Annotated in this window: 12 protein-coding genes and 2 rRNA genes; 6 read left to right on the forward strand and 8 right to left on the reverse strand. The window is 57.7% G+C overall.

What is annotated here, in order from left to right; genetic code table 11:
* Positions 1-9: 9 nt before the first annotated feature.
* The 4 genes from CWM57_RS15000 (at position 10) to CWM57_RS15015 (ending at position 3,753) form a co-directional block, all read left to right on the forward strand.
* Complete coding sequence (locus CWM57_RS15000) at positions 10-810, forward strand: PTS mannose/fructose/sorbose transporter subunit IIC (protein WP_002884608.1); 801 nt, start codon at positions 10-12, stop codon at positions 808-810.
* Between the two features lie 11 nt (positions 811-821).
* The gene (locus CWM57_RS15005) at positions 822-1,646 is read left to right on the forward strand and encodes a PTS system mannose/fructose/sorbose family transporter subunit IID (RefSeq protein ID WP_002884590.1); all 825 of its coding nucleotides are present in this window, start codon (positions 822-824) and stop codon (positions 1,644-1,646) included.
* Between the two features lie 72 nt (positions 1,647-1,718).
* Positions 1,719-2,951 (forward strand): L-sorbose 1-phosphate reductase, encoded by a 1,233-nt coding sequence (sorE, locus tag CWM57_RS15010; RefSeq protein ID WP_100676109.1) that lies wholly within the window; start codon positions 1,719-1,721, stop codon positions 2,949-2,951.
* Positions 2,944-3,753: a shikimate 5-dehydrogenase gene (locus CWM57_RS15015; protein ID WP_061156139.1), complete on the forward strand. Its 810-nt coding sequence runs from the start codon at positions 2,944-2,946 to the stop codon at positions 3,751-3,753. Before sorE ends, CWM57_RS15015 begins: the two co-directional genes overlap by 8 nt.
* An 88-nt stretch (positions 3,754-3,841) precedes the next feature.
* Here the strand turns inward: CWM57_RS15015 and CWM57_RS15020 are convergent, their stop codons facing one another.
* On the reverse strand, positions 3,842-5,473 hold the full coding sequence (locus CWM57_RS15020) for a Na/Pi cotransporter family protein (protein WP_100676108.1): 1,632 nt from the start codon (positions 5,471-5,473) through the stop codon (positions 3,842-3,844).
* 130 nt (positions 5,474-5,603) lie between these two features.
* The gene (gene metH, locus CWM57_RS15025) at positions 5,604-9,287 is read right to left on the reverse strand and encodes a methionine synthase (protein WP_074387369.1); all 3,684 of its coding nucleotides are present in this window, start codon (positions 9,285-9,287) and stop codon (positions 5,604-5,606) included.
* 194 nt (positions 9,288-9,481) lie between these two features.
* On the opposite strand from metH, the gene iclR reads away from it, so the two are divergent.
* Positions 9,482-10,312, forward strand: coding sequence for a glyoxylate bypass operon transcriptional repressor IclR (iclR, locus tag CWM57_RS15030; protein ID WP_061156434.1), 831 nt, complete (start codon positions 9,482-9,484; stop codon positions 10,310-10,312).
* A gap of 87 nt (positions 10,313-10,399) precedes the next feature.
* Here iclR and aceK read toward each other — a convergent pair whose 3' ends face one another.
* The 4 genes from aceK to metA all read right to left on the reverse strand — a co-directional run bounded on the left by aceK (position 10,400) and on the right by metA (position 16,402).
* Complete coding sequence (aceK, locus tag CWM57_RS15035) at positions 10,400-12,124, reverse strand: bifunctional isocitrate dehydrogenase kinase/phosphatase (RefSeq protein WP_074387370.1); 1,725 nt, start codon at positions 12,122-12,124, stop codon at positions 10,400-10,402.
* Positions 12,125-12,226: 102 nt separating this feature from the next.
* Positions 12,227-13,531, reverse strand: a complete 1,305-nt coding sequence (gene aceA, locus CWM57_RS15040) for an isocitrate lyase (RefSeq protein ID WP_032701149.1) — start codon at positions 13,529-13,531, stop codon at positions 12,227-12,229.
* A gap of 79 nt (positions 13,532-13,610) precedes the next feature.
* Entirely contained in the window at positions 13,611-15,212 is a 1,602-nt protein-coding gene (gene aceB, locus CWM57_RS15045; RefSeq protein ID WP_074387371.1) for a malate synthase A, read from the reverse strand.
* Positions 15,213-15,472: 260 nt separating this feature from the next.
* Positions 15,473-16,402 carry a homoserine O-acetyltransferase MetA gene (gene metA, locus CWM57_RS15050; RefSeq protein ID WP_074387372.1) on the reverse strand — a complete coding sequence of 310 codons (930 nt, stop codon included), beginning with the start codon at positions 16,400-16,402 and terminating at the stop codon, positions 15,473-15,475.
* Between the two features lie 156 nt (positions 16,403-16,558).
* On the opposite strand from metA, the gene CWM57_RS15055 reads away from it, so the two are divergent.
* A complete protein-coding gene (locus CWM57_RS15055) occupies positions 16,559-17,020 on the forward strand; it encodes an acetyltransferase (protein WP_061156145.1) in 462 nt (153 codons plus the stop codon).
* A gap of 220 nt (positions 17,021-17,240) precedes the next feature.
* Here CWM57_RS15055 and rrf read toward each other — a convergent pair.
* Both rrf and CWM57_RS15065 read right to left on the reverse strand, forming a co-directional pair.
* Positions 17,241-17,356 (reverse strand): 5S ribosomal RNA (gene rrf / locus CWM57_RS15060).
* Between the two features lie 97 nt (positions 17,357-17,453).
* Positions 17,454-17,568: ribosomal RNA gene (locus CWM57_RS15065) — 23S ribosomal RNA — on the reverse strand; the annotation flags it as partial.

A 17,568-nucleotide genomic window follows, 5' to 3' on the forward strand; every position in this document is an offset into this window, starting at 1 on the left:
TCATAAATTATGGAAATTAGTACCCTACAGATAATAGCCATATTTATTTTTTCCTGTATTGCCGGAATGGGCAGTGTGCTGGATGAATTTCAGACCCATCGGCCCCTTATCGCCTGTACCGTGATTGGCCTCATCCTGGGCGATTTAAAAACCGGGGTTATGCTCGGCGGTACGCTGGAGCTGATCGCCCTCGGCTGGATGAACGTGGGGGCAGCGCAGTCGCCCGATTCGGCGCTGGCCAGCATTATCTCCGCCATTCTGGTGATTGTGGGCCACCAGAGCATTGCCACCGGCATTGCCATTGCCCTGCCGGTGGCCGCCGCCGGGCAGGTGCTGACCGTTTTCGCCCGTACCATTACCGTGGTGTTCCAGCACGCCGCGGACAAAGCGGCCGAGGAGGCGCGCTTTCGCACCATCGACCTGCTGCATGTCTCCGCGCTGGGGGTGCAGGCACTGCGCGTGGCAATCCCGGCGCTGGTGGTCTCACTGTTCGTTAGTGCGGACATGGTCAGCAGTATGCTCAGCGCGATCCCGGAATTCGTCACCCGCGGTCTGCAGATTGCCGGTGGTTTCATTGTCGTCGTGGGCTACGCGATGGTGCTGCGAATGATGGGCGTGAAGTACCTGATGCCCTTCTTTTTCCTCGGTTTTCTCGCCGGGGGTTATCTCGACTTCAGCCTGCTGGCCTTCGGCGGCGTGGGCGTCATTATTGCGCTGATCTACATCCAGCTCAATCCGCAGTGGCGTAAGGCTGAACCCGCCGCCTCCACCGCCCCCTCTGCACCCGCCCTTGACCAGCTTGACGACTAACGGAGCCGAAAATGGAACAGAAAAAAATCACGCAAGGCGACCTGGTGAGCATGTTTCTTCGCTCCAACCTCCAGCAGGCCTCCTTTAACTTCGAACGTATTCATGGCCTGGGATTTTGCTACGACATGATCCCGGCGATCAAACGCCTGTATCCGCTCAAAGCCGATCAGGTCGCGGCGCTGAAGCGTCATCTGGTGTTCTTTAATACCACGCCGGCGGTGTGTGGCCCGGTGATCGGCGTCACCGCCGCCATGGAGGAGGCCCGGGCTAACGGCGCGGCCATTGACGATGGCGCTATCAACGGCATCAAAGTGGGTCTGATGGGCCCGCTGGCCGGCGTCGGCGACCCGCTGGTCTGGGGCACGCTGCGGCCGATTACCGCGGCCCTTGGCGCCTCGCTGGCCCTCTCCGGCAATATTCTGGGACCTTTGTTATTTTTCTTTATTTTCAATGCAGTGCGGCTGGCAATGAAGTGGTACGGCCTGCAACTGGGCTTCCGTAAAGGGGTCAATATCGTCAGCGATATGGGCGGTAACCTGCTGCAGAAGCTGACCGAAGGCGCCTCCATTCTCGGCCTGTTTGTCATGGGGGTGCTGGTGACTAAATGGACCACCATCAATGTGCCGCTGGTGGTGTCCCAAACGCCCGGTGCAGACGGCGCCACCGTCACGATGACCGTCCAGAACATCCTCGATCAGCTCTGCCCCGGCCTGCTGGCGCTGGGCCTGACGCTACTGATGGTGCGTCTGCTGAACAAGAAAGTGAATCCGGTCTGGCTGATTTTCGCCCTTTTCGGCTTAGGCATTATCGGCAACGCCCTCGGCTTTCTGTCCTGATTATTCCACCCCGGCGATGCCGGGGTGACGTCAACAACATAGCCCCGAAAGATGAAGGGGATGAGGTGGTTTATGCAAACAACAACGGCCCTGCGCCTGTATGGCAAACGAGACCTGCGCCTGGAAACCTTTACCCTCCCGGCGATGCAGGACGATGAGATCCTCGCCCGGGTGGTCACTGACAGCCTGTGTCTTTCCTCATGGAAAGAGGCCAATCAGGGTGCCGATCATAAAAAGGTGCCAGATGATGTGGCCACCAGGCCCATTATTATCGGCCATGAATTCTGCGGCGAAATCCTCGCCGTCGGTAAAAAGTGGCAGCATAAGTTTCAGCCGGGGCAACGCTACGTGATCCAGGCCAACCTGCAGTTGCCCGACCGACCCGACTGCCCCGGCTACTCATTCCCATGGATCGGTGGCGAAGCCACCCATGTGGTGATCCCCAATGAGGTGATGGCGCAGGATTGCCTGCTCACCTGGGAGGGGGATACCTGGTTTGAAGGATCGCTGGTGGAGCCGCTCTCCTGCGTCATTGGCGCCTTCAACGCCAACTATCATCTGCAGGAGGGGAGTTACAACCACGTGATGGGGATCCGTCCACAGGGACGCACCCTGATCCTGGGCGGGACGGGGCCGATGGGGCTGCTGGCCATCGACTATGCGCTGCACGGCCCCATCAATCCTTCACTACTGGTAGTGACCGATACCAATAAGCCGAAGCTCAGCTACGCCCGCCGTCATTACCCCTCTGAACCGCAGACGCTGATCCACTACCTCGACGGCCATGAGGCCAGTCGCTATACGCTGCTGGCGCTCAGCGGCGGCCATGGCTTCGACGATATCTTCGTGTTTGTGCCAAACGAACAGCTGATCACCCTGGCCTCCTCGTTGCTGGCCCCGGACGGCTGCCTGAATTTCTTTGCTGGCCCCCAGGATAAGCAATTCAGCGCCCCGATCAACTTCTACGACGTGCACTACGCCTTTACCCACTACGTCGGCACCTCCGGCGGTAATACTGACGATATGCGCGCCGCGGTGGCGCTGATGCAGGCGAAAAAGGTCCAGACGGCGAAAGTGGTCACCCATATTCTCGGCCTGAACGCCGCGGGCGAAACCACCCTCGATCTGCCTGCCGTCGGCGGGGGAAAAAAGCTGGTGTATACCGGAAAAGCCTTCCCGCTCACGCCGCTGGGCGAGATCGCCGATCCCGAACTGGCAGCGATTGTGGCGCGTCACCATGGGATCTGGTCCCAGGAGGCTGAAGCGTATCTGCTGGCCCACGCGGAGGATATTACGCATGATTAACCGCGATACGCTGTTGTGCATCTCCCTGGCGGGTCGCCCCGGCAACTTCGGCACCCGCTTTCATAACTATCTGTATGACAAGCTGGGATTGAACTACCTCTACAAAGCCTTTACGACTAAGGATATTGAGGCGGCGGTAAAAGGGGTTCGCGCATTGGGTATCCGCGGCTGTGCGGTCTCCATGCCGTTTAAAGAGAGCTGCATACCGTTTCTTGACGCTATCGATCCGTCAGCAAAAGTCATCGATTCCGTCAACACCATCGTCAATGACGACGGGAAGTTAACCGGGCTAAACACCGATTACATCGCGGTCAAAAGCCTGATCGCCAGCCATCGGCTCGATACCAACGCCAGAGTGATGATTCAGGGTAGCGGCGGCATGGGGAAAGCCGTCATTGCCGCCTTCCGTGATGCCGGTTTCCGCGACGTGATCATTGCGGCCCGCAATCGCCAGCGCGGCCTGGCGCTGGCAAAACAGTATGGCTTTCAGTGGCAGCCCCTACCGGAAGGGATCGCAGCCGAGATTCTGGTCAATGTCACACCGCTGGGCATGGCGGGGGGAGCGGAAAGCACCACGCTGGCGTTCAGCGAGGCCATGGTGGCCCAGGCCAGCGTCGTGTTTGACGTGGTCGCATTGCCGGCGGAAACCCCGCTGATCCGCCTGGCGCAACAACGCGGTAAGCAAACCATCAGCGGTGCGGAAGTCATTGCCCTGCAAGCCGTCGAGCAGTTCGTCCTTTATACCGGCGTACGGCCGGATAGCGCGCTGGTGGCAGAGGCCTCGGCGTTTGCCAGAAGTTAGGATGTCCCTCCCGGGAAAGGCGTCAGCCACGTCCCGGGAGGGCTATCTCGCCAGAAAAGAAGCGACATAAACGGAAAAATAATCCGTCTCAGTAGTCATCCCGTTCGTCGTCTTCATCCGGCTGCTCCATCACGCTGTAGGCCACCGAACAGAACAGGCTATTCAGACGCTTCATATCCCCCAGCAGCGCCAGGTGCAACGTACTGGTTTCGATACTCTGCACGTTCTGCTGATGCAGACGGTCAACGTGCGCATGCGAGTAACGGCGGTTAAGAATGCGGAACCGGTGTTTGCTGCGCCGCAGACGGCGGGCGCTGGGTACATCGCTGGAGAAGAAGACCGACATCGCCAGCTGCAGATTGCTGAGCAGCAGATCGTACAGCGCATCCAGCTCCTTTAATCCTTCCACCGAGAAGGCGCGCCGCGCCGCCAGCGATTTATCGGCGATCTCGCTGCCCATCCGCTCGACGATATCGGACGCCTGCTCGAGGTTTAGCGACATCTCAATAATTTCCGCCCAACGCCGGGACTCCTCCTCCGCCAGCTCATCCTTTGGCATTCGCGCCAGATAGAGCTTAATGGCGGTGTACAGCACGTTGATATCGTCCGCCATACGACGTAGCTCTTTTTCCTGACGCGGTTCGCCATGCATTACCTTGCGCAGGCTCTCCAGCATCTGCTCCATCGCATCACCAATGCGCAGGGTCTCGCGCGCAGCATTGGCCAGCGCCAGCGCCGGCGTATCCAGCGCCGACGGGTCGAGATGCTTGGGTTTCAGCTGGTTATCCAGCTCGGGCTCATCGCGGATCATACGCTGGCACAGCTTTGCCATCGGTCCGGCAAAGGGGACCATCGCGATGCAGCGCAGCAGGTTGTAAAAGACGTGAAAGTAGATAACCAGCTCGGACTCCGCCAATGGCAGCTTGTGCATCGCCGCAGCCAGCGGATGGACGAAGGGCAGAATAATCAGGCTACCCACCAGCTTAAACAGCAGGCTACCCAGCGCCACCCGGCGCGCCGCCGCGTTTGCCGCGCTGTTGTTAAGCATCGCCAACAGCCCGGAGCCCAGGTTGGCGCCAATCACCAGGCACAGCGCCACCGGGAAGGAGATCGCTCCCGCCGCGGTCAGCGTCGCCGTCAGCAGCACCGCCGCCAGGCTGGAGTAGCTGATGATCGCGAATACCGCGCCAATTAAGGCATCCAGCATGATATCGCCGGTCAGCGAGGCGAAAATCACCTGCACGCCGTTGGCCTGGGTGATGGGGTGCACGGCCTGCACAATCAGCTCCAGGGCCAGCAGGATCAGCCCCAGACCAATCCCTACCCGCCCCAACTGCCCGGCGCGGGTTTGCTTGCGGCCAAGGAAGAAGATCACCCCGATAAAAATGAGTAGCGGCGACAGCCACGACAGGTCGAAGGTTAGCACCCTCGCCATCAGCGCCGTCCCGACATCGGCCCCCAGCACCATCACCAGCGCTGGCGTCAGGCCCACCAAATCCTGGGCGACAAACGAGGTCACCAGCATGGTAGTGGCATTGCTGCTTTGTACCAGCGCAGTGACGCCAAGACCCGCGCAGAAGGCGAGCGGCTTTTTCTCTACGCTGCTACTGAGAACGGTACGCAGGCGAGCGCCATAGACGCGCATCACCCCGGTACGCACAATATGCGTGCCCCACACCAGCAGAGCAACCGCGGACAACAGGTGTAGCAGAGTTAACACGGAATCAGCTTCTCCTTATCGTTATAGGTTTTCCGACGTTCTGGAACCTCTCTCAGTATAAGGGGTTAACCTCAATAAAGAGACAAGGCGCTCACAGAGCGCCTTGTTTGTTGTAAGGAAAGGTGACGGCTTAGTCAGCATCATAGCCCAGATTAGGCGCTAACCAGCGTTCGACTTCCGCCGGCGTCATCCCTTTACGCAGCGCGTAGTCTTCAACCTGGTCGCGCTGGATCTGCGCCACGGCGAAGTACTTGCTGTCCGGATGGCTGAAATACCAGCCGGAAACCGAGGCGCCCGGCCACATGGCGAACGATTCGGTCAGCTTCATACCGGTATGGGCTTCCACGTCCAGCAGCTGCCAGATGGTGCCTTTTTCGGTATGCTCCGGACAGGCCGGATACCCCGGCGCCGGACGGATCCCCTGGTAATTCTCGCGAATAAGTTCCTCATTGCTGAGGTTCTCATTGGCTGCATACCCCCAGTACACCTTGCGCACTTTCTCGTGCAGATACTCGGCGAAGGCTTCCGCCAGACGATCGGCGATGGCCTTGATCATGATCTTGTTGTAGTCGTCATGCTGCGCTTCATAGGCATCCGCCAGCGCATCCTCTTCCAGGCCGCCGGTCACGGCAAAGGCGCCGATGTAGTCCGCCTTGCCGCTCAGCTTCGGCGCAACAAAGTCGGCGAGACAGTAGTTGGCGAAACCGACTTTTTCCGTCTGCTGACGCAGATGATGACTCACCGTCAGCACGTGGGTGCGAGTTTCATCGCGATAGATTTCCACGTCGTCGCCGACGCGGTTGGCCGGGAACAGCCCCACCACGCCGCGCGGGTTCAGGGTTTTCTCCGCGCTGAGTTTATCCAGTAGCTCGTTGGCGTCTTTGAACAGGCGCTGCGCCTCTTCCCCCACCACTTCATCTTCCAGAATCCGCGGGTATTTGCCTGCCAGCGACCAGGTCATGAAGAACGGCGTCCAGTCGATGTAGTTGCGCAGCGTCTCGATGCTCGCTTCGACCTCGTGGACGCCCAGCCGATGGGCCACCGGCGGGCTATAGCTCTCCCAGTCAAAGGCCAGATCGTTCTCCCGCGCGGCGGCCAGGGTCACTGGCGGCGTACGCGGTTTTTTACGCCCGTGCTGGATACGCACGGTTTCATACTCTTTGCGCGTGCGGGCGACAAAATCATCGCGCTGCGTATCGGAGAGCAGCGAGGCCACCACGCCGACGGTGCGCGAAGCGTTCTGCACGTAGACCGTCGGGCCGCTGTAGTTCTGCTCGATTTTCACCGCCGTGTGCGCTTTCGAGGTGGTCGCCCCCCCGATCAGCAGCGGGATGGTGAAGCCCTGGCGCTCCATCTCTTTCGCCACGTTAACCATCTCGTCCAGCGATGGGGTAATCAGCCCGGAAAGGCCGATCAGATCCGCATTCACCTCTTTGGCGGTTTTAAGGATTTTGTCCGCTGGTACCATCACGCCCAGATCGATAATTTCATAGTTGTTGCACTGCAGCACCACGCCGACGATGTTTTTGCCGATGTCGTGCACATCGCCCTTCACGGTGGCGATCACCATCTTACCGTTGCTGGAGCCTTTTTCTTTGCTGGCTTCGATATAAGGTTCGAGGTAGGCCACAGCTTGTTTCATCACGCGTGCGGATTTCACCACCTGCGGCAGGAACATTTTACCTTCGCCGAACAGGTCGCCGACCACGTTCATGCCGTCCATCAGCGGCCCTTCAATCACCTCGATTGGGCGGGCGGCCAGCTGGCGCGCCTCTTCAGTATCCTGCTCGATAAACTCGGTGATCCCTTTTACCAGCGAGTATTCGAGACGCTTTTTCACGTCCCAGCTGCGCCATTCCGCCTGCTGGGCATTCGCGCCATCGTCCGCTTTGCTGCCGCGATATTTTTCCGCCAGTTCAAGCAGTCTTTCGGTGCTGTCATCGCGGCGGTTGAGGATCACGTCTTCGACCGCGTCGCGCAGCTCGCCCGGCAGATCGTCGTAAATCGCCAGCTGGCCGGCGTTAACGATCCCCATATCCATACCGTTACGGATCGCGTAGTAGAGGAATACGGCGTGGATCGCCTCACGTACCGGGTCATTACCGCGGAAGGAGAACGACACGTTGGAGACGCCGCCGGAGATCAGCGCATGCGGCAGCTCGCGCTTAATGTCTTCACAGGCGCCGATAAAGTCCTGCGCATAGTTGTTGTGCTCTTCGATACCGGTCGCAACGGCGAAGATATTGGGGTCAAAAATGATATCTTCTGGTGGGAAGCCGACCTCTTCGGTGAGGATTTTGTAAGCGCGACGACAAATCTCAATTTTTCGCTCGCGAGTGTCGGCCTGGCCGACTTCGTCAAAGGCCATCACCACTACCGCGGCGCCATAGCGGCGAACCAGCTTCGCATGGTGGATAAAGGGTTCGACACCCTCTTTCATCGAAATCGAGTTAACAATGCCTTTGCCCTGAATGCATTTCAGACCCTTTTCAATGACTTCCCACTTGGAGGAGTCGATCATGATCGGCACGCGGGCAATGTCCGGCTCGCCGGCAATCAGGTTGAGGAAGCGCACCATCGCCGCTTCCGCGTCGAGCATCCCCTCATCCATGTTGATATCGATAATCTGCGCGCCGCTTTCCACCTGCTGACGGGCAACGTCCAGCGCTTCGCTGTACTTCTCTTCTTTGATCAAACGCTTAAATTTCGCCGAGCCGGTGACGTTGGTACGTTCACCGACGTTAACGAACAGGCTGTCGTCGCCGATGTTCAGCGGCTCCAGACCGGCGAGGCGGCAGGCCACCGGCAGTTCCGGCAACTGGCGCGGCGGTAAACCGGCCACCGCCCGGCTCATGGCGGCAATATGTTCCGGAGTCGTACCACAGCAACCGCCGACGATATTGAGGAAACCGGCTTCCGCCCATTCGCGAATTTGCGTCGCCATGGTGTCGGCATCCAGATCGTATTCACCGAAGGCGTTGGGCAGACCGGCGTTCGGGTGCGCGGTGACGTAGCATTCAGCGATGCGCGACAGCTCCTGGACATACTGCCGCAGTTCGTCCGGCCCGAGGGCGCAGTTCAGACCAAACGATAAGGCTTCGGCGTGGCGCAGCGAGTTATAAAAGGCTTCGGTGGTCTGTCCGGAAAGCGTGCGGCCGGAAGCATCGGTGATGGTGCCGGAAATCATCAGCGGCAGGTCAACCCCCAACGCCTCCAGCTCCTCTTTCACCGCATAGATGGCCGCTTTGGCGTTCAGAGTATCAAATACCGTTTCAATCAGGATCAGATCCACACCACCTTCCACCAGCGCCCGGGTGGATTCGCGATAAGCAGCCACCAGCTGGTCAAAGGTAATATTACGGAACGCCGGATCGTTCACATCAGGTGAAATAGAGGCGGTACGGTTGGTCGGGCCAAGCACGCCCGCGACGTAGCGCGGTTTTTCCGGCGTGCGGGCCGTCCAGGCGTCGGCGCTGGCGCGAGCCAGCTTCGCCGCGGCAAAGTTGATCTCTGCCGACAGGGATTCCATCTGGTAATCCGCCATCGCGATGGTCGTCGAGTTAAAGGTATTGGTCTCAATGATATCCGCGCCAGCCTCGAAGTAGGCGTCGTGGATCTCGCGGATCACCTCGGGCTTGCTGAGCACCAGCAGGTCGTTGTTGCCTTTCAGGTCGCACGGCCAGTCAGCAAAGCGCTCACCGCGAAAGTCCTGCTCACTCAGACGATAGCCCTGGATCATGGTGCCCATGCCCCCATCCAGAACCAGAATACGTTCTTTTAACTGCTGATGCAGTTGCTCAACTTTGCTGCTCACACTTGCTCCCGACAACGCTCAACTCAGGCCAAATAGCCAACAAACCATACTGGCATAAACCACCGGAGCGGAAAAGACAACAACAGGCAATATGAGACATGTTCAGCTTCACTCCTCCGATGAGTCCGGTTGTGATTGCATTATCGCCAAATAAAACGAAAATCATTTCCACGATACAGAAAAAGGAGTCCGCGATGGCCACTACCCCCGTTCCCGCGAAACGCGGCAGAAAACCCGCGGCTGCCACCGCCCAGCAGGCTGGCGGTCAGGTTCAGTCGCTGACCCGCGGCCTGAAATTACTCGAATGGATTGCTGAGTCCCACAGCAGCGTCGCGCTGACCGAGCTGGCGCAACAGGCGGGTCTACCCAACTCCACCACACACCGTCTGCTGACCACCATGCAGCAGCTGGGCTTCGTCCGCCAGGTCGGTGAGCTGGGACACTGGGCCGTCGGGGCGCATGCCTTCGTGGTCGGCAGCAGCTTTCTGCAAAGCCGCAATCTGCTGGCCATTGTCCACCCGATCCTGCGCCAGCTGATGGAAGATTCCGGTGAAACGGTGAACCTGGCGGTGCTCGATCAGAGCGACCACCAGGCGATCATTATCGATCAGGTGCAGTGCACCCAGCTGATGCGTATGTCGGCGCCGATCGGCGGTAAACTGCCGATGCACGCCTCTGGCGCCGGGAAGGCGTTTCTCTCGCAATTGAGCGAAGAGCAGGTCACCAGCCTGCTGCACCGTAAAGGGCTGCATGCCTATACGCATGCCACGCTGGTCTCCCCGCTACATCTGAAGGAAGATTTAGCCCAGATCCGCAAGCGGGGTTACTCTTTCGATGACGAGGAGCACGCGCTCGGTCTGCGCTGCGTCGCCGCCTGCATTTACGATGAACATCGCGAACCGTTCGCGGCGATCTCCATCTCCGGACCCATCTCGCGTATGACCGATGATCGGGTAACCGAGCTTGGCGCGCTGGTCATTAAGGCCGCGAAAGAGGTCACGCTGGCATACGGCGGGGTTAAATAAAGAAAGATTAAGTAGCCCGGCCGAGCGAAGCGACGCCGGGGAAGCACGGCACAAAACCCCGGCGTCGCTTCGCTCGGCCGGGCTACATCAGCCATAGCGCACGCTAAAACGCTGCTTACGCCGGTAGGCGTAGACATCTTCCACATGGCCGTTTTTAATCCGCGTCTGCAGTTCGCGCCAGTAGTCCGCGCGCAGCAGGTCGGCATGCATCTCCTCAAACAGCGGCCCAATGCGCGGGTCGGCGCACAGCCAGTGGCGGAACTCCTCCGGAAACACATCCCCCGGCGAGACGCTATACCACGGCTCGCTGGCCAGCTCATCCTCCGGATAGCGCGGCGGCGGGATCTGGCGGAAATTCACCTCCGTCATATAGCAGATTTCATCATAGTCGTAGAACACCACCCGGCCGTGGCGGGTGACGCCGAAGTTTTTAAACAGCATATCGCCGGGAAAGATGTTGGCGGCAGCCAGCTGGCGGATAGCATTGCCATACTCTTCTACCGCATCACGCAATGCCTGGCCATTAACCTGCTCCAGCCACAGGTTGAGCGGCACCATTCGCCGCTCAATATAGAGATGGCTGATGACGATGCGGTCGCCGAGATCGGTGAGTTTGTTCCCCGCTTCCGTCTGCAACAGCGCCAGCAGCGCCGGCGCGATTTGCCGTTTATCCAGCACGAAATTTTCAAACTCCTGGGTATCCGCCATCCGCCCGACGCGGTCATGCTCCTTTACCAACTGATAGCAGGCGCGCACGTGGGCGGCGGTCATCTCTTTCTGCGGCGCGAAGCGGTCTTTGATCACCTTAAACACCCGGTCAAACCCCGGCAAGGTAAACACCAGCATCACCATCCCGCGAATGCCCGGCGCTTCAATAAACTGCTCATCGCAGCGAGTAATGTAGTGCAGATATTCGCGATAGCTTTCGGTTTTGGCGTGCTTCTGACAGCCAATCGCCATGTACAGCTCGGCCGTCGTTTTACCTGGCAGGATCTCACGCAGCCATTCCACCAGAGCGCCGGGCAACGGCGCATAAACCATGAAATAGGAACGCGCAAAGCCAAAAACGATGCTCGCTTCGGCATGGGTGGTCAGGCAGGTATCGACAAACAGCTCGCCCTCATCGCTGCGGTGGATCGGTAGCAAAAAAGGCAGCGTCGCCATCGGCATCACCAGTTTGCCCACCAGCCAGGCGGCTTTATTTCGATAGAACAGCTCGTTGGCGACCTGCAGATGACAGGTGGCGAGCAGTTCCTCCCCCAGCGCCTCCTGCAGACTGGCAATGATATAGCCGATATCCCGCGCTTTGTTCTGCCACGGTAACCGCAGCGGCAAATCGGACAGTACTTTGCCCAGCAGGTGCGACCAGCCGCGTTCCGGAAAAAAATCTTTCGCCAGCGGTCGCGGGAGGGTGCGAAAGGGGCGCTCGGGCTGCGAACTGAAAATAAAGAGCCGCTCGGGGGTCAGCGAGCGGTGGTCAAACAGTCGGCAGTAGACCGAATTGAAAAAGCTCTCGGCAATTTCAAAGCGAGGGTAATCCGGCAAAAGTTGGGTGTACTGCTGTTTCACCCGCAAAAGAAAATCGACGTCGGTACTTTTCCCTTCGGTAATGCAGCGCAGCTGCTCTACCACCAGGCCAACGTGGTGATCGTAGAGATGGATACGCTGCTTCATCGCCTGCTGCACGGCGTGCCAGTCAGCCTGTTCAAAGCGCTGCTGCGCGCCGGAGGTCACCTCGAGGAAACGGCCGTACTGGGCGTCGAATCCCTGTAAAATGGTTTGGGCAATCAGTAGTTCCAGGCCACGCGTCATCGCTTTCCCCCATCCGGCACCACGTCAGGCCGGATGGCGCGCTCGCTTATCCGGCCTGCATCCCTTCCCAGGCCCGGTCAGCGTCGCGCCGCCGGGCATGGCTCAAAACTGATCTTCTTCGGTCGAGCCGGTCAGCGCCGTCACCGATGAGGCGCCGCCCTGGATAATGGTGGTGACTTTGTCGAAGTAGCCAGTGCCCACCTCCTGCTGGTGCGAGACGAAGCTATAGCCTTCCGGCGCGGCAGCGAATTCCGGCTGCTGCACTTTCTCAACATAGTGGCGCATCCCCTCACCCTGAGCGTAGGCATGGGCGAGGTCGAACATGTTGAACCACATGCTGTGGATCCCGGCGAGGGTAATAAACTGGTATTTGTATCCCATGTCCGACAGCTGCTGCTGGAAGCTGGCGATGGTTTTATCGTCGAGATTTTTCTTCCAGTTAAATGACGGCGAGCAGTTATAGGCCAGCAGTTTGCCTGGGAAACGTGCATGAATAGCCTCGGCAAAGCGGCGCGCCTGCTCAAGATCCGGTTTCGACGTTTCGCACCACACCAGATCCGCATACGGCGCATAAGCCAGCCCGCGACTGATCGCCTGCTCGATCCCGGCGTGGGTGCGGAAGAACCCTTCGCTGGTGCGATCCCCGGTAATAAACTCACGATCGTACGGATCGCAGTCTGAGGTAATTAAATCCGCAGCGTCGGCATCGGTACGGGCAATCACCAGCGTCGGGACCCCCATCACGTCGGCTGCCAGACGTGCCGCAACCAGCTTCTGAATCGCCTCCTGAGTCGGGACCAGCACTTTACCGCCCATATGACCGCACTTCTTCACTGACGCCAGCTGATCTTCGAAGTGAACAGCCGCTGCACCGGCTTCAATCATCGATTTCATCAGCTCAAAGGCGTTAAGGACGCCGCCAAAACCGGCCTCCGCATCCGCCACGATCGGCAGGAAGTAGTCGATATAACGCGGATCGTTCGGTTCAATCCCGACCGACCACTGGATCTGATCGGCGCGGCGGAAAGTGTTGTTGATCCGATCCACCACCGCCGGTACCGAGTTGGCCGGATACAGAGATTGATCCGGGTACATGCTGGACGCCAGGTTAGCATCCGCCGCCACCTGCCAACCTGAGAGATAAATGGCTTCGATGCCGGCCTTTGCCTGCTGCAAGGCCTGGCCGCCGGTCAGCGCGCCGAGACTGTTGACGTACCCTTTTTTCGCCTCACCGTGCAGCAGACGCCACATTTTCGCCGCGCCAAGCTGCGCCAGCGTGCATTCCGGATTCACCGAGCCGCGTAACTTCACTACCTCTTCCGCGCTGTACGGGCGGGTAATACCTTCCCAGCGCGGGTTCGTCCACTCTTTGTTTAATTCTTCGATTTGTTGGGTACGGGTTTTCATGTGCAGATGCTCCATATAATTTCCTGGCTCCCCAGGCTCATTGGTGAAGGACTAAATGGCGAACAACACCTTCTGGCGGTTAGGCCAACAGGCGGTAGCCCGGTAATGTCAGAAAATCAATTAGCTCGTCGGAGGTGGTGATCTGCTCCATCAGTCGCGCCGCATCGTCAAAGCGGCCGTGGCTGAAGCGGTGCTCTCCCAGCTCCTCCTGAATCACCATCAGCTCTTCCGCCAGCCACTGGCGGAACAGCGCCTTAGTAACCGGGGTACCATCGTTCAGGGTTTTCTGATGATGGATCCACTGCCAGATAGAGGTGCGCGAGATCTCGGCCGTCGCGGCGTCTTCCATCAGGCCATAAATCGGGACGCAACCGTTGCCAGAGATCCAGGCTTCGATGTACTGCACCGCCACGCGAATGTTGGCGCGCATCCCGGCTTCCGTACGCTCGCCCTCGCAGGGGGCCAGCAGCTGTTCGGCGGTAATTGGCGCATCCTCATTACGGGTCACCGAGAGCTGATTCGGCTTATCGCCCAGCACGCGGTTAAACACCGCCATGGCGGTATCCGCCAGCCCCGGATGAGCGATCCAGGTCCCATCGTGACCGTTGTTCGCCTCCAGCTCTTTATCGGCGGTGACTTTATTCAGCACCTGGCGGTTACGTTCGGCATCTTTGCTTGGGATAAACGCCGCCATGCCGCCCATCGCAAACGCACCACGTTTGTGGCAAGTCTTAATCAACAAACGTGAGTAGGCGCTGAGGAAGGGTTTATCCATCGTCACCACCTGACGGTCAGGCAACACGCGGTCCGGATGGTTTTTCAGCGTTTTGATATAGCTGAAGATGTAGTCCCAACGGCCGCAGTTCAGGCCAACAATATGGTCGCGCAGCGCATGCAGGATCTCATCCATCTGGAACACCGCTGGCAGCGTCTCAATCAGCAGCGTGGCCTTGATGGTGCCGCGCGGCAGGTCAAAGCGATCTTCCGTAAAGCTGAAGACATCGTTCCACCATGCCGCCTCCTGCCAGGCCTGGGTTTTTGGCAGATAGAAGTAGGGACCGCTCCCCTTCGCCAGCAGCGCCTGGTAGTTATGAAAGAAATAGAGCGCAAAATCGAACAGACTGCCGGGGATAGCCTCATTACGCCAGGTGACGTGTTTTTCCGGCAGGTGCAGGCCGCGCACACGGCATACCAGCACGGCGGGATTGGGCTGCAGCTGGTAGATTTTGCCGGCCTCGTTGGTGTAGCTGATGGTCCCGTTCACGGCATCACGCAGGTTAATTTGGCCATCAATGACTTTACGCCAGTCAGGCGCCAGCGAATCCTCAAAGTCCGCCATAAAGACTTTGACGTTGGCATTCATCGCGTTAATGACCATTTTGCGTTCGACGGGGCCGGTGATTTCAACGCGGCGATCCTGCAAATCCGCAGGGATACCGCGAATAGTCCAGCTTCCATTTCTAATGGAAGCGGTTTCCGAAATGAAATCCGGAAGTACACCTTCATCAATGGCCTGCTGCTGCTGCTGACGCGCGGCCAGCAGCTTATTACGCGCCGGCGCAAAGCGGCTCACCAGTTCCGTCAGAAATTCTACCGCCTCAGGCGTTAAGATCTGCTTCTCCTGCTCGCCATAGGGCTGACTAAAGGCCAGTTCATCGGTGATTGTCGCCTGCTGCGTCATTGTGCTGTTCCTCTTGGTTGATCCGCTGGAAGCGAGCGAAAGATCGTTGTGTAGTTTTCGCTCAGCACAATTAAGACTACTCAATTAATTTTCAAAATCAAAAACAATTTCCATTTTAATTTTAAAATACAATTAACATGTTGATAACAATAGAATTAAAGTTATCATTAGCCGTGAAGTGAATTTCGGAAATAAAAAAGGCACCCGAAGGTGCCAGAGGCAAAGTGCTGAAACGCTTTAGGATCGTTTCGTGTAGAGTATTACTCTAACGTAGGATTCATATGTCGCAGATCGTATGGTGTAATCTGGTAGACATAATAGTTAAGCCAGTTAGCGAACAGCAGATTGCCGTGGCTCCGCCAGGTGGCGCGCGGTTTGTTCTGCGGGTCGTTTTGCGGAAAATAGTTGTAAGGCACCTCTGGATCCAAACCGGCTTCCACGTCGCGGAAATATTCGCTTGCCAGGGTATTGGCATCGTACTCCGGATGGCCGGTGACAAAGGCTATACGCTTATCTTTGCTGGCAAACAAATACGCATCGCCCTCTTCCGTCTCCGCGAGGATCTCGAGATCGGTGTAGTCGCGGATAAGCCCCGCCGGAAAATCAGCATAGCGTGAGTGCGGGGCCAGGAAAGAGTCGTCGAAGCCGCGGGTCAGTAAGGCGTGTGGATGCAGAATATGGTGTTCATAGACGCCGGAAATCTTTTCGGCGCGGGTCTGCTTGGGAATGCCGTACAGAATATTCAGCGCGGCCTGAACCGCCCAACAGACGAACAGCGTGGAGGTGACGTGATCCTTCGCCCACTCCAGCACCTGTTTGATCTGTGGCCAGTAAGCAACATCGTTAAACTCAACCAGGCCTAAGGGGGCTCCGGTGACAATCAGGCCATCAAAGTTCTGATCGCAGATCTCATCGAAATTGCAGTAAAAGTTATTCAGATGCTCCGTCGGCGTATTACGCGACTCACGCGCATCAATACGCAACAACTGGATGTCCACCTGCAGCGGAGAGTTCGACAGCAGACGCAGGAACTGATTTTCCGTCTCGATTTTCTTCGGCATCAGGTTGAGGATTAACACCTTCAGGGGGCGAATTTCCTGAGTCGTTGCACGCGTTGCCGTCATCACAAAGACGTTTTCATTGCGCAAGAAATTGACGGCTGGTAGCTCGTCCTGCACCCGAATTGGCATAACTGTATTACCTCATAGCATACGTATAAACGTTTAGACATCCAGATAGCTGAAGATAACCAGGAATCGGGTGAATGTCGAGTCTGCATGTTCACGGTGAGAAAATTTCACGGCGCGCGTTGAGTTAGAATATAAGAATGAAGAAAAGGAGAAAATATGGTTATTAGCATCCGCCGTTCCCGGCCTGATGAAGGGGATAAACTGATTGCGATATGGTGTCGGTCGGTCGACGCCACGCACGATTTTCTGTCAAAAGCGTATCGAAAGGAGCTGGAGGAGATGGTACGCGCATTTTTACCGGAGGCTCCGCTGTGGGTAGCGGTTAACGCCCAGGACGAGCCGATCGCCTTTATGCTGCTTACCGGAGAGCATATGGACGCGCTGTTCGTCGATCCGGATGTCCGCGGCTGTGGCGTGGGGAAATTGCTGATTGAGCATGCGCTGTCGTTAACGCCGAAGTTGACGACGAATGTGAATGAGCAGAATGAACAAGCGGTCGGGTTTTATCAGAGGATGGGTTTTAACGTGACAGGACGTTCTGAGACGGACGATCTGGGGCAACCGTATCCATTATTGAATTTGATACATGAGCCGCAGGCTGAAGCAGACGAAGATTGACGTCGCAACTGCTGACTCTTAGACAGGGGCTTCCCCGGAGGCGGTGCTGCGCACCTTATCCGGGCTACCAGTCGGCCCCGGTTTGTAGCCCCGGTCAGCGCAGCGCCACCGGAGAGATATACCCACACAGCAAAAAACCCCGCACCTTTCGGCACGGGGTTCTTTTTTAACGCAAAACAAAAAGCTCAGTCTTTCGACTGAGCTTTCTGCTTTATTTGATGCCTGGCAGTTCCCTACTCTCACATGGGGAGACCCCACACTACCATCGGCGCTACGGCGTTTCACTTCTGAGTTCGGCATGGGGTCAGGTGGGACCACCGCGCTGTCGCCGCCAGGCAAATTCTGTTTTATCAACACGTCACCCGGACGCATCGATTAATCTGTATCATGCTGAAAATCTTCTCTCAAATCGCCAAAACATCTTCGGCGTTGTAAGGTTAAGCCTCACGGTTCATTAGTACCGGTTAGCTCAACGCATCGCTGCGCTTACACACCCGGCCTATCAACGTCGTCGTCTTCAACGTTCCTTCAGGAGACTTAAAGTCTCA

The organism is Klebsiella sp. G-Nf4 (genome assembly GCF_002810615.1).
Taxonomy (GTDB): domain Bacteria; phylum Pseudomonadota; class Gammaproteobacteria; order Enterobacterales; family Enterobacteriaceae; genus Klebsiella; species Klebsiella variicola.

Excerpts from the sequence above, each read along its gene's own strand:
- CWM57_RS15000 (WP_002884608.1), top strand. The coding sequence starts at position 10 with ATGGAAATTAGTACCCTACAGATAATAGCCATATTTATTTTTTCCTGT.
- CWM57_RS15005 (WP_002884590.1), top strand. The coding sequence starts at position 822 with ATGGAACAGAAAAAAATCACGCAAGGCGACCTGGTGAGCATGTTTCTT.
- metA (WP_074387372.1), bottom strand. The coding sequence starts at position 16,402 with ATGCCAATTCGGGTGCAGGACGAGCTACCAGCCGTCAATTTCTTGCGC.
- aceK (WP_074387370.1), bottom strand. The coding sequence starts at position 12,124 with ATGACGCGTGGCCTGGAACTACTGATTGCCCAAACCATTTTACAGGGA.
- CWM57_RS15055 (WP_061156145.1), top strand. The coding sequence starts at position 16,559 with ATGGTTATTAGCATCCGCCGTTCCCGGCCTGATGAAGGGGATAAACTG.
- sorE (WP_100676109.1), top strand. The coding sequence starts at position 1,719 with ATGCAAACAACAACGGCCCTGCGCCTGTATGGCAAACGAGACCTGCGC.
- aceB (WP_074387371.1), bottom strand. The coding sequence starts at position 15,212 with ATGACGCAGCAGGCGACAATCACCGATGAACTGGCCTTTAGTCAGCCC.
- CWM57_RS15015 (WP_061156139.1), top strand. The coding sequence starts at position 2,944 with ATGATTAACCGCGATACGCTGTTGTGCATCTCCCTGGCGGGTCGCCCC.
- iclR (WP_061156434.1), top strand. The coding sequence starts at position 9,482 with ATGGCCACTACCCCCGTTCCCGCGAAACGCGGCAGAAAACCCGCGGCT.
- aceA (WP_032701149.1), bottom strand. The coding sequence starts at position 13,531 with ATGAAAACCCGTACCCAACAAATCGAAGAATTAAACAAAGAGTGGACG.